Annotated in this window: 11 protein-coding genes; 10 read left to right on the top strand and 1 reads right to left on the bottom strand. The window is 37.3% G+C overall.

Annotated elements, in window-relative coordinates:
• Window positions 1–67 precede the first annotated feature (67 nt).
• From AC5LWL_RS15360 to AC5LWL_RS15315, 10 genes are all read left to right on the top strand, one after another.
• On the top strand, window positions 68–526 hold the full coding sequence (locus AC5LWL_RS15360; RefSeq protein ID WP_493435122.1) for a 2-thiouracil desulfurase family protein: 459 nt from the start codon (window positions 68–70) through the stop codon (window positions 524–526).
• A 124-nt stretch (window positions 527–650) separates the two neighbouring features.
• Entirely contained in the window at window positions 651–1,199 is a 549-nt protein-coding gene (locus tag AC5LWL_RS15355) for an RsfA family transcriptional regulator (protein ID WP_493435121.1), read from the top strand.
• Between the two features lie 617 nt (window positions 1,200–1,816).
• Complete coding sequence (locus AC5LWL_RS15350) at window positions 1,817–2,713, top strand: 2-dehydropantoate 2-reductase (RefSeq protein WP_493435120.1); 897 nt, start codon at window positions 1,817–1,819, stop codon at window positions 2,711–2,713.
• 19 nt (window positions 2,714–2,732) lie between these two features.
• Window positions 2,733–3,131, top strand: coding sequence for a DUF3397 domain-containing protein (locus tag AC5LWL_RS15345; protein WP_493435119.1), 399 nt, complete (start codon window positions 2,733–2,735; stop codon window positions 3,129–3,131).
• 191 nt (window positions 3,132–3,322) lie between these two features.
• A complete protein-coding gene (bshC, locus tag AC5LWL_RS15340; protein ID WP_493435118.1) occupies window positions 3,323–4,957 on the top strand; it encodes a bacillithiol biosynthesis cysteine-adding enzyme BshC in 1,635 nt (544 codons plus the stop codon).
• A 472-nt stretch (window positions 4,958–5,429) separates the two neighbouring features.
• Window positions 5,430–5,861 (top strand): division/cell wall cluster transcriptional repressor MraZ, encoded by a 432-nt coding sequence (gene mraZ / locus AC5LWL_RS15335; protein ID WP_445488428.1) that lies wholly within the window; start codon window positions 5,430–5,432, stop codon window positions 5,859–5,861.
• A 413-nt stretch (window positions 5,862–6,274) separates the two neighbouring features.
• The gene (gene rsmH, locus AC5LWL_RS15330) at window positions 6,275–7,207 is read left to right on the top strand and encodes a 16S rRNA (cytosine(1402)-N(4))-methyltransferase RsmH (RefSeq protein WP_493435117.1); all 933 of its coding nucleotides are present in this window, start codon (window positions 6,275–6,277) and stop codon (window positions 7,205–7,207) included.
• 25 nt (window positions 7,208–7,232) lie between these two features.
• Window positions 7,233–7,592: a cell division protein FtsL gene (gene ftsL, locus AC5LWL_RS15325; protein WP_493435116.1), complete on the top strand. Its 360-nt coding sequence runs from the start codon at window positions 7,233–7,235 to the stop codon at window positions 7,590–7,592.
• Window positions 7,592–9,748: a penicillin-binding protein gene (locus AC5LWL_RS15320; RefSeq protein ID WP_493435115.1), complete on the top strand. Its 2,157-nt coding sequence runs from the start codon at window positions 7,592–7,594 to the stop codon at window positions 9,746–9,748. The genes ftsL and AC5LWL_RS15320 overlap by 1 nt, the downstream gene beginning before the upstream one ends.
• Before the next feature lie 1,395 nt (window positions 9,749–11,143).
• Entirely contained in the window at window positions 11,144–13,057 is a 1,914-nt protein-coding gene (locus AC5LWL_RS15315; RefSeq protein ID WP_493435114.1) for a stage V sporulation protein D, read from the top strand.
• A gap of 640 nt (window positions 13,058–13,697) precedes the next feature.
• Here the strand turns inward: AC5LWL_RS15315 and AC5LWL_RS15310 are convergent.
• Window positions 13,698–14,810, bottom strand: coding sequence for an IS110 family RNA-guided transposase (locus tag AC5LWL_RS15310; RefSeq protein WP_493432749.1), 1,113 nt, complete (start codon window positions 14,808–14,810; stop codon window positions 13,698–13,700).
• Between the last annotated feature and the right edge of the window lie 161 nt (window positions 14,811–14,971).

Genomic DNA, 14,971 nt, shown 5'->3' with positions numbered 1-14,971 from the left:
ATGTACATATTCAAATTAAATTATTGTCTGGCATAAGCATTTTTTTAATAAATAAGGGGGATCAAATATGATCGTTGTCAGTTCTTGTTTAGCAGGTTTAATGGTTCGTTATAATGGAACACATAGCTTAGATCATAAAGTACAGCAATTAATTCAGGAAAAAAAAGCAGTTGCAGTTTGTCCTGAACTGCTTGGAGGGTTTATGACACCAAGAGAACCTGCCGAAATAGTGGGAGGAGATGGGCAGGATGTCTTAGAGGGGAAAGCGAAAGTGCTTGAACTTGGAGGAAAAGATGTAACAGCGCTTTACATAGAAGGCGCGTATAAAACCTTAAAATTAGCAGAAGATATTTGTGCTACCACAGTAGTTTTAAAAGAAAATAGCCCATCCTGCGGAAGCTCCTTTATTTATAATGGTGCATTTGAAGGTGTAAAAAAAGAAGGAATGGGTGTTACGACTGCTCTATTGCGAAACAATGGCATAAAGGTTATTTCAGAAGAGGAACTTACCTACATGCTCAAATAATGAAGTAAAGACTAGCTTTTTAGGATATAGCAATAAATGTTTTTTTATATTCCGGCATGATATCAGTCTATCTTTTCTAGTAGAAGCATATGTATGAATAAAAAACACTAGGAGGGATTTATTGATGTCAACAACAAGACAAGATGCCTGGTCAAAAGATGAAGATATACTACTAGCAGAAGTAGTATTGCGCTTAATTAGAGAGGGTGGAACACAGCTCCAAGCTTTTGAAGAAGTAGGGAAATTATTATCTAGAACTAGTGCTGCATGTGGGTTTCGTTGGAATTCTTATGTCAGAAAACAATATAAATCTGGAATTGAATTAGCAAAAAGGCAAAGAAAACAGTTGAAAAAAGATAATGTGCTAGTAGAAACAGCGGAAAAGGAAGTAATTGTTCCTATCACAATAGAACAGACAGAAGGAAACAAAGAGTTTGATGAAGTTCTTATATATCTCAAAGAAGTATATAATAAGGCGCTGAGATGGGAACTGCAAAAAGAAGATGATAGTGCATCAAAAGAAAAAACAGCCCTGTTAGAAGAAAAAGTAACCCAATTAACAGTTGAAAACACAAAATTACAAAAGGAATTGAATGTAATAGAGGAAGCGTATAAAGCTTTAGTGGAATTAATGGAAAAGGCTAGACAAATGGTGGTGTTAAAGGAAGGGTAAGCAGCAAATCTTTAAAAAAGGAATCGCGAATTATTCCTAATTGGCTATTCGGATTCCTTCTCTTTTCGTAATAACTATATTCGGAATTTAGTGTTCCTCGGGATAATTCCGCGATCCCCACCTATCATAACGGTCAGCAATACGAAATTATCATTTATTTATCCCCAGATACTATCCAACTCTATGCACTCTAAATAAGATACTTTTGCAGCTCCATTTTCTGTGAATAAAGTGATTTATCATTTCAATTAATCGATCAGTTTATGTCTCCGTACAAACTTCAATTTTCTTTTCTCCATTACGTATAGAGTATCACCATCTCTTTTTCTTCCAAATTTCCTCCTTTAAGCTGTCTATAAATCAGGAGGATTCAATTAGAATCCTCCTGATCTATTTAAAAATAATGTAAACGATTTTACAAATATTAAAGGTTAAGATCTTCTATTATGCCCTTTTGATGTTCTGGTGTGTCAGAAGATGAATGGAAAGCAGGTAGTTGGAATCAAAAAGTAATTTTTACTAGTTATTTTGCATGATAATGATAAACAATTTTGAAAATTAGTGTTAATATGTAACTATCATAAAGAAGAGCGAAACGAATTAATAGAGGGGTTATTATGAAGATTGGAATTATTGGCGGTGGAGCAATTGGTTTACTTTGCGCTTATTTTTTTACGAAAAGCTATGATGTAACCTTGTATGTACGTTCGGAGAAACAACTGAAACTACTGAAGCAAAATGGAATTATATATAGAAGGGATAAGCTTACTGAAAATAGAAAAGTGAATGTAGAGCTGTTTTCTAATTGGGCAGGAAAGGAAAATCTAACCATTATAACGGTTAAACAATACCAATTAGAAGCAATATATACAAAAATTAACCTAAATAGTAATCATATAAATGATTTATTATTCCTCCAAAATGGAATGAGCCACTTGAAAGTATTGAAAACGCTGCCTGTCAAGCAGATTCTGGTGGGAATTGTCGAGCATGGGGCGGTAAAAACAAATGCGTATTCCGTTCACCATTTAGGTGTTGGCATGATTAAGTTGTCCGCCTTGCAGCCACATAAGAACGCTCTGTTAACACAACTTGTTCAAGGGTCACAGCCTTCGTTTATGATAAAGGAAGAGCAAGGTTATTTACATATGATGAAAAAAAAGCTGGTTGTTAATAGTTTGGTGAATACATTAACCAGTATATTGCAAATTAGAAATGGAGAACTCTTGGAAAATCCTTTCTTCTTTAACATAATGGATGCTTTTATGACAGAAATAGCAGAAATTATGGAATTGAAAAAGGAAGAGAAAGAATTGTATTTTTCTTATGTAGTGGAAGTAATAAAAAAAACGGCAAACAATAAATCATCGATGTTAAAAGATATAGAAGAAAGAAGACACACAGAGATTGACAGCATTTTAGGCTATTTATTGGATGAGGCATCACAAAAAAAGAAAGCTGCTAATTTAACAAAAACTTTTTACTTTATGATTAAAGGGAAGGAGACCGAATAGGAAGGAGGGGGAATTTGATTTGGTTTCTATAACAACATCCATTATAAGTTTTTTTATTATGTTCCCGATTGTTTGTTATTTTCTTGTGTTTATCGTAAGCAAACAATGGACAAAAAAGCATCGACTCTCTGTACATAGGGCATTAGATAGTAGCACGATCTTTTTTATTATTTCGGTTCATTTTCTAATGCAATTTATTTGGGGAAAATCTTATTTATCTTACATAATTATTACGATACTTTTTATTGGAATTATACTTGTTATTCTTCATTGGAAAATAAAAGAAGAGATAAATTATAAGAAAGTGTTTCGAGGTTTTTGGAGAATAAATTTTTTACTGTTTTTTTGCATGTATCTTTTTTTAATGACATACGGATTAATCTATTTTATCTTTACATCGATTACATTTGCCGGGTGAGCGAAGCAAAGTTTTTTTCTTTTTATTTTAGACAATGCTATACTCTTTATGTATGCAAATTTGATAATAAAATAAGCTTTGTTGTTTAACTATTTTAGTAGGGATTACGCATCTTCCCTTTTTATAAATGGATATACTTTTATTATATGACATAAATGAAAAACTTTGGTTAAAAAAAGGGGAGTACATAAATGGAGATGATAAATCTCTCAATGAAAACTGGGAGTAGTTTCGTATTAGATTATATCGAACAAACAAAGGGGATTCGTGAGTTTTTTCACTATTCTTTCCGTGATCAGGTTAGTTATGAAGAGAGAGTAAAAGAATTAAATACAAGACAATTTATGAGGCAAGAAGTTGCGGATTATATAGAGAAATATATGGAGAAATTTCCTTCTTCTCAAAAAGTGCAAGAATCAATAGCTAAGTTGAGAAAAGAGGATAGCGTTGTTGTCATTGGCGGGCAGCAGGCAGGAATTTTAACTGGACCGCTCTATTCTATCCATAAAGTAATCAGTATTATTCTACTAGCAAAGGAAAAGGAACAGCAATTAGGTATACCCGTAGTGCCTGTTTTTTGGATAGCTGGTGAAGACCATGATTATTTAGAGGTTAACCATCTTTTTGCACCAGGAAAGGAAAAGATGGTGAAAGTTGTATATCCGCAAAAGGTAATCGAAAAGAAAATGGCATCTGATATACAATTAGATAAAACAGTTTGTTTAGAATGGGTAGAAGAAATAATCGAGAATTATGGAGAGACAGAATTCTCTCAACGATTGTTGATATTTTTAAAAGAGGCAATTGCTCAATCTACAACATTTGTTGACTTATTCAGCTATATAACGATGGAGTTATTTCGTGAGTACGGATTGCTTTTAGTTGATTCAGGAGACAAGGATTTACGTCTATTAGAAAAAGAAATTTTTTTAAAACAACTGGATTATGCCGAAAATCTGGCTGATTCTGTTGCAGAACAGCAGTCTCTTGTTCATAATGCAGGATACCCGCTTGTTATTGAAATGAGCGAAAATGCAGCAAATTTATTTTATTATGATGAAGCAATACAAGAAAGAGTTTTGCTGCAGTATGACGCGGAACAGCAGTTATTTATTGGCAAAGATGGCACTGTGCAATTTAGTAAAGAGCAATTAAAGGAGATAGCAAGTGAGTTTCCTTATAAATTAAGCAATAATGTAGTGACAAGGCCAATTACACAAGATTTATTATTTCCGACTCTAGCCTTTATTGGTGGACCAGGAGAAATTGCGTATTGGGCGGAGCTAAAAAAGGCGTTTGAATGTATTGGCATTAAGATGCCTCCTATTGTACCTCGTCTAAATATCACCTTGCTAGAGCGTTGTGTCGAAGCGGATATAAAGGAATTAGAGTTAACGATTCCGGATATCATACTTTCTGGTACAACAGAAAAATGTGAACAATTTTTACATTCAGTTGCGAATGAAAAAATTGATGGGATATTAAGCCAATTAAAAGAGGACGTTCAAAAGAATTATCTGCAATTGGAAGAGGAGCTGTTAAAAGATTCAAAAGGTCTGCTTCCTCTTTTAAAAAAGAACGAAGGCTTCTTATTGAAACAGTTGAATTTTATGGGGATGAAAGTGGAAGAATCGGTTAAACAAAAACATGAAGTGATTGTTAATAAATTTAATCGAATCGAAAGAAATATGAAGCCAGCTGGCTCTCCTCAAGAGCGTGTCTGGAATATTACGTATTTTTTAAATAAATACGGAATGGATTTTTTAGAGGATATAATGAAGCTTCCAATGGAGTTTGACGGAACGCACAAGGTGATTAAATTATAAGATTTGCAGGAAAAGGCCCTTTTTTTAGAGGCCTTTTTTTGTGTGGAGGGCTATTCTGAAAAGTAGCTTTGGCTCACTCGAATAGTCCGCAGCCAGCCTACACTTCGCTTTCCTGCGGGCAAGCGTCGAGCCTCCTCACTACGCTGCGGGTCTCGTCTTTCTCGCATTCCCGCGGGAGTCTTCGTGTATTCTGACTGCTCTGTGTTTATAAATTTAAGAGAGCTGCTTCTTTTCATGAAGCATGGTGCGAATCTCTATTAGTATGGGTGTCTATACTGAAAATAGCTTAGCAAGAAAAGCGTATGTTGTGAAAATATAAAAGTGCTTTGTGGAAATGAGCAGGAAGAAGATTCCTTTTTTAAAATAGATGATTTTTCTTGCAGGATATTGTGTAAATAGATAGAATCTATAATATAGTGGAGGAAAGTGGGGGATTGTGGTACATTGAGGTTAGGAAGTGGGGGTAGCAGGTATGTTTATGGGCGAATATCATCATAATGTTGATACAAAAGGCCGTTTGATTGTGCCTGCAAAATTTAGGGAGGATCTTGGAGAAACCTTTATTTTAACCCGCGGACTTGATCAATGTTTATTTGGATACCCATTAAATGAGTGGAATATCATCGAAGAAAAGTTAAAGGCACTTCCTCTTACCAAAAAAGATGCTCGGGCTTTTACCCGTTTTTTCTTCTCTGGAGCAACTGAATGCGAACTAGATAAGCAAGGTCGCATCAATATTGCTTCCCCATTATTTCAATATGCAAAATTAGAAAAAGAATGTGTTATTTTAGGTGTGTCCAATCGTATTGAAATTTGGAGTAAAAATCTTTGGGAAGATTATTTTTCCGAATCTGAGGATTCTTTTGCTGAAATTGCAGAAAATATGATTGGGTTTGATATTTGATGATTTTTTTTAAAAAACTTTCTTGAACAAAATGATGCTACTGATTGAAAACGGTTATTTAATCGGACAAATGCGACAGAACTGGTAGTTGCTGCCAGGCAGATCAATAAAGCATTGAGTAGAAAAGCTTTAAGTGCGTGTTCAAAAAGGAGGATAAAAAGGACCGAGAAGTTCGAGGCGGTTTACTCCCGAGCATCACCCTTTCACAGGATGTGATGACTTCCACGTTGCTCACAGGACGTGAGCGTTTTTAGTGGAAGATTCTCTAAGTTATACGTGAGAAGCGGAGAAGCAAACCAACGAAGAAATTTGATGTGTCATTTTTACCGGACTTTTTGAACAACCTCTTTAAGACTAAATCACAAAAATACATACAGCATAATCACAGAAAAAATTACAGACAGGTGGACAACATGTTTAATCATACGACAGTATTACTTAATGAAGCGGTTGAGGCTTTAAATATTCGACCAGATGGCATTTATATCGATTGTACGCTTGGTGGTGCCGGGCATAGCGAATTGATTCTTTCAAAGTTATCTGACAAAGGCAGATTGATTGCATTTGATCAAGATGATATCGCACTTGCAAATGCAGAAAAAAAATTAGCTCCATATAAAGAAAAGCTGACGATTGTAAAAAGTAATTTTATTCATTTGAAAGAAGAAATAAATGCGTTAGGCATTTCTAAAGTGGATGGCATTCTGTATGACTTAGGAGTTTCTTCCCCCCAATTAGATACACCAGAACGTGGCTTCAGCTACCACCATGACGCACCACTTGATATGCGTATGGATAATGATGGAGACGTAACAGCATATGATGTAGTTAATTCTTGGAGTTATGAGCAACTGGTCAAAATATTTTTCCGCTATGGAGAAGAAAAATTCTCCAAACAAATCGCTCGAAAAATTGAAGCTGCTAGAAGCATCAGTCCAATTGAAACAACTGCACAGCTGGTGGAATTAATTAAAGAAGGCATTCCAGCACCAGCAAGAAGAAAAGGCGGTCATCCAGCCAAAAGAGTGTTTCAAGCGATTCGTATTGCTGTAAATGATGAGTTAGGTGTATTTGAATCATCGTTGTCACAAGCGATCTCTTTATTGAATAAAGGTGGGCGCATTAGTGTTATTACCTTTCATTCTCTTGAAGATAGAATTTGTAAAGCCACTCTGAAAAAGGAGAGCGAGCTTCCAAATTTACCGCCAGGGCTTCCTGTTATTCCAGCTGAGTTCCAGCCTGAATTAAAGCTAATTACAAGAAAACCGATTATTCCATCTGAACAAGAATTAGAGGAAAATAATCGTGCAAGATCGGCAAAATTACGTGTAGCAGAAAAATTATAATAAGGAACCTACAGGAGGTAATAGAATGAGCAATTTAGCGAGAAAGCTTCAAGAAGAAAGTTATCAAAGTGAACAGCAAACACAAACGTTTAAAAAGGTATTAAAGCGAACAAACACATTATTATCTCCTGGAGAAAAAATACTTAGTGTAGCATTTGCAGCAATGTTATGTTTCGGTGCTGTAAAAATAGTTGGCAATCAGGCGGAAATTTATCAAGTGAATAAAGATATTCAAGTGGCAGAAAGCTCCATCAGCAAACTGGAAAAATCAAATAAAGAGTTAGATATTCAAGTAAAAGACTTAAGCAGTTATGAAAGAATTAGAGAAGTTGCTAAAAAATTAGGTTTGGACTTTAGTAAAGACAATGTGAAGGTTGTGCAATAATGATTCGGAAACAGCCAAATATTAATCTTGGAGCAGCCATTTTATTTTTATTTTTCTGTCTGCTCTTTTTTATATTGATTATTCGGTTTATCTCTATCCAAGCAACAGGAGAAGTATCAGGTGAAGTGCTTGCTGCAAAAGCGGAAAAAAAATATACATCTGAAAAACGTTTAGAAGCTTCACGAGGAAGCATCCTTGATCATAACGGCGAGGTGATTGCAGAAGATACTTTCTCGTATAAGCTTGTTGGAATAACAGACAGCAGCTTAAGTGAACATGATCCTAATCACCCTGTTCATGTAAAGAATCCCGAAAAAACAGCTAAAGAGCTTGCTAAATATATTGATTTAACAGAATCAGAGATTTATAGAATTTTAACAAAAGAGGGTGCCAAACAAGTCGAGTTTGGTTCAGCGGGAAAAAATCTATCCTATGAAACAAAAAAGAAAATTGAAGACTTAAAACTTCCCGGCATTGCCATAGTGGAAGGGAAAAAACGCAATTATCCAAATGGAACATTTGCCTCCCATGTAATCGGCTTTGTAGAAGAGAAAGAAGATGAACAAACTGGGGAGTATACAGAGACAGGAAAATTAGGGATTGAGCAAACATTAAATAAACTATTAACAGGTACAGACGGTTATATGACTTATAAAAGGGATATTTGGGGCTATATTCTTCCAAACAGTAAAGAAAATGTCAAAGCAGCCAAAAATGGAAATAACGTTTATTTAACATTAGACAAAAAAATTCAATCCTTTTTAGAAGATACCATGACAAAGGTGAATAAGGAATATACTCCGGCAAAAATGATCGCCATTGTCGCGAACCCTAAAACAGGGGAAATCCTGGCAATGAGCCAGAGGCCGACTTTTAATTCTGCTACAAGAGAAGGAATCAACCAATCGTGGCATAATGAAGCAATTGAAACATCCTATGAGCCAGGTTCTACGATGAAAATTTTCACCCTTGCTGCTGCAGTGGAAGAAGGGGTGTTTAATCCAGAAGATGAATATAAATCCGGCTCTTATAAGGTAACAGCAAATTCAATGCCTATTCATGATCATAATCGAGTAGGCTGGGGAACCATTTCCTACTTAGAAGGGTTGCAGCGATCTTCCAATGTTGCTTTCGCGAAAATTGCAAAAGAAAAATTAGGCTTTGATACTTTTAGAGAATATTTAACAAAGTTTGGTTTAGACAAGCCGACCGGCATTGATTTGCCACATGAAGCAAACAGCTCGATTGCTTTTACATGGCCGGTTGAAAAAGTGACAACGGCTTACGGGCAAGGTACAGCGTTAACACCGATTCAGCAAATTCAAGCAGCAACAGCGGTCGCAAATAATGGGAAAATGATGAAGCCATATGTCATTGAGAAGATTCTTAATGGCACTACGGGGGACTTGATCAAAAAAACAGTTCCAGAGGTAGCAGGAACACCGATTTCAGCAGCTACTGCAAAACAAGTCCGCAGCTATTTAGAAACGGTTATCACAAGCAAAAATGGGACAGGACAAAAATATAAGATTGATGGTTATGATGTGGCAGGGAAAACAGGAACAGCTTCGATTCCAACGAGCGGTGGCTATTTAACTGGGGAAAATAATTATGTGTTTTCATTTATGGGAATGGCACCTGCCGATGATCCTGAGCTGCTTATGTATGTGGCTGTGCAACAGCCACAGTTAATGCAGGGAAAGGTTGGATCAGACCCAGTATCTGAAATATTTACTTCTGTTATGAAAAGCAGTCTTCAATATATGGAGATTAAACCGTCTGCAAAGCCATCTGTAAAACAGTCGCTTAAGGTGCCAGATGTAACAGGATTATCTATCAATCAAGCAGAAAAAGAATTGAAGAATAATGGATTAGAAGCAGTAATAATCGGCAAAGAGGATACTGTCACTTCCCAGTTGCCTAAAGCCGCTGAGTCGTATTTAGAAGGTGGCAGGGTATTGGTGAAAACGGATGGAAAAGCTACCGTGCCGAATATAAAAGGCTGGTCTTTACGAGATGTGTTAAAGTTAACAGAACTGACTGGTGTAAAAGTTAAAACAAGCGGCAGCGGCTATGTATATTCACAAAGCATAAAAGCTGGATCCACCGTAAAAGAAAATGAAACTTTAACTATTAAATTAAAGAAAGCAGATTAATAGGAAAGAAGCTGGGACATAAGTATTCCAGTCGAAAATAAACCCGAACCATGATACGAAGATGTAAAAAATATTTCGTATCATGGTTTGGGTTTTTTATTCATGTAAAAAAGAAGGTTTGTGGTCATCACCCGCAGCCTGCATACACTTCGCTTTCCGTGGGGCTCGGCTTTAGCCGCTTCGGCTGAGGGTCTCAGCTTCCTCCCAGCGGAAAGCGAGTGTTTGTAGCGCAATGGAACAACATAGTTTTTATACTTAACTACTCAAACTTCACACCATCAAATTCGTTTGCAAGTCTTGATATTACTCGATTTAGAACTATAAAATGGAAGGCTTGTTTTTTATTGTGGGGGTTGCTTTCCACTACGGGTTGCTTCGCTTTCCGCGGGGTGGGTGCTGAGCCTCCTCGGCGTTGCCTTGCGGGGTCTCAGCCTTCCCACATTTCCCGCAGGAGTCTTCGCACCCTTCGTTACAAGCAACCAGTTTTAGAATAAGTTCTTGTCTTCGAATTTCATTACAAGGTATTAGTGCTAAACACTCTAGGTAGCGTTGATTTTTTTTAGAAAATAAGAAAGGATAAAATTTTTGAACTTAGATGAGTGTCTAGCTTCGCCATACAGGATGTACAAGTGCCTGCGAAGACATAAGGACGTGGCGTATTTAGCGGGTCAGCGCCTAGCCCCGGTGAGTATTGACCCATGCCTCTAAAAGTAAAAAGCACTTTCCTGAGTCATGTGAACATTTTTCTTCGGGTCTGAGCAAGGCGCTTGTGCTGTTCTTACTCAACGTTGTTCTCCCAAAATGTGCACTTTTAGTCTATTTCTATGATATCGGTTTTTTTACCAGTTCAACGACAGCAACTAATGAATCAAACGGCTTGATTGGAGTGTAAGGTGCGAGACTCCTGTGGGATTAGCGGGTTAGATGAGACCCCGCAGGCGCTTGCGACGAGGAGGCTCATCGCACGCCCCACGGAAAGCGAGCATCCTGAAACGAGAATATTGCCCCTATTTATAAGGCATAATGTTTGCAAAAAAACTTCAAAAAGATTAATCAATCACCCTTTTCTAATTGCTCTAAACCAAGTTATGCTAATACATAAAGAGGAATTTATAACTGAGAAGTTTGAGTTAACTAGATGAAAAAACATAACTAACCAGTATAGGGAAGTAACCATTTACGTGCTAAATTAGAGCATGTTCGTCTTTACCCATTATATATTTGGTTATGTCTCAGCCTCTTTTTATGTAGAGTGGGATTGCTTAACAGAAAAGAAGGGAAATGCCGAAAAATTTTAGTATCACGGAAGAAGGAATCTGCATGAAAAGAGCGTTCTATTCAAAATAGTACAAGCATATATTGAAATGAGCTAGTTTTAAAGGAGGTTCTTTCAATATGCGGGTATCGAACGTGACTGTACGAAAACGGTTAACAATAGCATTATTAGCAGGGGTCATTATCTTTTTTATTATTGATTTACGATTAGCATATGTTCAGTTTTTTTTAGGAAATGAATTGACAGCCAAAGCAAAAAGCTTATGGAGCAGACAAATTCAATTTGAGCCGGCAAGAGGAGAAATAGTGGATAGAAATGATGTGGCGCTGGCAACTAATATTAGTGCTCCAACGGTTTATATTGTCCCAAGGCAGATCAAAGACCCGGCAGGAACAGCTGGAAAATTAGCAGCAGTGTTAGAAGCGGACAAAGAGTCTATTTATAAGCAAGTGATAAAAAAGGAAATGAGCGTCAGGCTGCCTGAAGGAAGAAAAATAAGTCATGAGAAAGCAAAAAAAGTTCGAGCATTGGATATTGATGGCGTGTATATTGGTGAAGATTCTAAACGATCCTACCCATTTGGCAATTATTTGTCCCATGTATTAGGGTTTGCTGGCATCGATAATCAAGGATTAGTAGGTTTAGAATTAGAATACGATGATGAGTTAAAAGGAAAAAAGGGGTCTGTTCAATATTATTCTGATGCAAAAGGACAGAGAATGAACGATATGGCCGATGATTATGAGTCCCCTGTTAATGGCTATAATTTAAAATTAACTATTGATACGAAGGTTCAAACCATTATGGAAAGAGAGTTGGATATTGCAGAACAAACGTATGACCCAGATGCTATTATGGCTATCGCGATGGATCCAAATACAGGAGAAATTGTTGCGATGTCAAGTAGACCGGGCTTTGATCCAGCTGATTTCAAACATGTATCCTCTGATGTTTATAACAGGAATTTACCTATATGGAGTTCCTATGAACCAGGGTCTACCTTTAAAATCATTACACTTGCAGCAGCATTGCAGGAAGGAAAAGTTGATTTGCAAAAAGACCGATTCTTTGACCCAGGGTATGCAGAGGTGGGAGGAGCCAAGTTGAAATGCTGGAAACGTGGTGGGCATGGCTCACAGTCGTTTTTAGAAGTGGTGCAAAACTCCTGTAACCCAGGTTTTGTAGAATTAGGAGAGCGTTTAGGCAAAGATGATCTTTTTAAATATATCCGCAATTTTGGCTTTGGTGAAAAAACGGGAATTGATCTTCAAGGTGAGTCGAAAGGAATTCTCTTTAATTTAGATAGAGTAGGACCGGTAGAACAGGCAACAACGGCATTTGGACAAGGGGTTGCTGTTACCCCGATTCAGCAAGTGACAGCATTGTCAGCTGCCATTAATGGGGGCACCTTATATACCCCATATGTTGCAAAGCAGCTGGTTGATCCAGTTACAAATGAAGTCATTATGGAGAAAAAGCCTGTTGCTAAACGAAAAGTTATATCTGAAGAAACCTCGAAAAAAGTTAGAGAGGCATTAGAAAGCGTTGTTGCCCAAGGCAGTGGAGGGAAAGCCTTTGTAGATGGATATCGTGTCGGCGGAAAAACAGGTACAGCGCAAAAAGCTTCTGGCGGGAGATATTTAGAAAATAACTTTATTGTATCATTTATCGGTTTTGCCCCAGCAAATGATCCGAAGCTGGTTGTGTATGTGGCAGTAGATAACCCAAAAGGTACAGTTCAATTTGGTGGAGTAGTTGCTGCGCCGATTGTCGGCAAGATTATGGGAGACAGTCTTCGTGCAATGGGAGTTAAAGAACAAAAAGGTCAGCTGGAAAAGAAATATAAATATCCGGATACTCCTTTAATAAAAGTTCCTGATTTTGTTGGAATTGATAAAAAGGAAATCAGCGAAATTTTTCTTAACTTGAAGGTTGAATCAAGTGGTAGTGGAGATACGGTTATTAAACAATCGCCTAAACCTGGTTCAAAGGTGAAAGAAGGGTCTACTATTCGGCTTTATTATAATAACTAGAAGGAAGGCGGCCGTTTGCGTCGTCTTTTTTTTACTGGAGAGAGGTGCGCTTAAATGGTCCGCAGCCGGAATACACTTCGCTTTCCTGCGGGCGAGCGTCGAGCCTCCTGATATGAACGAAACTGTCAAGTCTCCCACTCTCCACTACTAGATAGGTTATTTTTGGGTAACTTTAAGAAGAGAAGCGATTTTAGGCTTCTTGACTGTTCGTGTATCGATGAGCCTTAGTGGCTACAAGTTTCCTTTTTTAGCTTACCAACCGAACTTCCTATCTTAGAATGGCTGTCAAGTGCTTTCCTTGACTGCCATTCTAAGATAGGAGATACTTTTTTAAGCTAAAGAAGAAATCGTGATATACTTATACTTCCTCCTTTCTGATTGATTAGAATAGATAGTAAGGACACGGCACGAAGGCAAAAATTTCATCCTGCGGTTAGCATTCTGATATTCGTGGGTTTTCACATTTTATCTTTCCGTATAAAGGTCTTTCCACTAACTCGGGACGTGCGTTAATCAACGAATGATATAGCACAGAGGAGGCACGTGGGTTATCCTTTCCGGTATTTCTCTTTGCCTTCGAGCCCTATTCTCATGTATCTATTTTTCTTTCTCTTCCTCTACTTTCTTTCGTTTGGTAACATTAATGTTTTGGAATTTCTTCTACTTCTTGCGTAATAGCCCAGATAAAGCCAGCTAATTCTCTAGCAACGGCAACAATTGCTTTATTACTTTCTTTTCCTCTAGATACTAATCGATAATATTTTTTATGCAGACGATTTTGCGCTTTCCAGGATATTGCTTGAATAGACGGTGATAAAGGTTCTAGTCGTTTTTTTAAATTTCCTTTTACGGCCGGCTGACGAAGATAACTCCAAGCCGACTCGATTAACAATCGGCGAACGTGACGATTTCCTGATTTGGTAATAGCTCCTTGTCGACGTCTTTCTCCACTTGAGAATTCACTTGGAATCAATCCTACATAAGCCATCATTTGCTTAGGATTTGGGAAACGTTTAAACGATCCAATTTCCGCCGCAAGACTTGTCGCTGTAACCAGTGCAACGCCTCTTAGTCCTTGTAAAGTTTGAATAATAGGGGCATGAACTCCTTCCAATGCCTGTATTTGCATTTCCTCTTCGAATCTTTTTACCCGCTGTTCCAACTCCTTTAATTGATGATAATATTCTTGAAAAACTAATTGTAAATTGGAATTGGAAAACTTTAACGTATCTAGCCAATCTCGATATTTTCTTGTCCATTTATTCACTCCAACAGGTGGATAAATATTATTCCGTAATAAAAACTTACTTAAACGATGCTTGGTTCTCAGCTCGTCTTCTTTCGCATCTTCTCGTGCTCGCACTAGATCTCGAAGTGCTTCATCTTCTGGAGTCGGAACATAAACAGAAGTTAATTCTCCTGCACGATATAACTGGGCAAGACGAATAGAGTCTCTACGGTCTGTTTTAATACGTTCTCCCGGTCTTTGTGGTATTAAAGATGGAGCAATCACTTCACAATGAATACCTAAAGCAGTTAGTAATCGATATAATGGATATCCCGTTGGACCCGCTTCATAACAAACTCTTAAAGTACTTGGCTCTCCTAGTTTTTTCATTAACTTTTTAATCGCTTCAGGTGTATGAACAATCATTCCATAATATCTTGGTTCTTCTCTACCTTCTTCTGCAATAGCAACGGCAATTTTTTCTTTTGATACGTCTAAACCTACAAATTTTGTGGTATCCTTCATAATAGAACTAGCTCCTTCCGTAATGTAGCACTGATTTGGTTTTTTTGTTTTTAGTTCATAAACATTATTGCCAAATTAACCTACGAAATTACGAGTATGGGGCTAGTTTCGTTCATTATAACTCGCTGCGTTGAGCGGGGTCTCGTTTTTCTCGCATTCCC

Source organism: Niallia sp. WK069_GA_01, from assembly GCF_983173855.1.
Note: the sequence above shows the minus strand (reverse complement) of the source record. Positions and strands in the feature narration are given on the sequence as shown.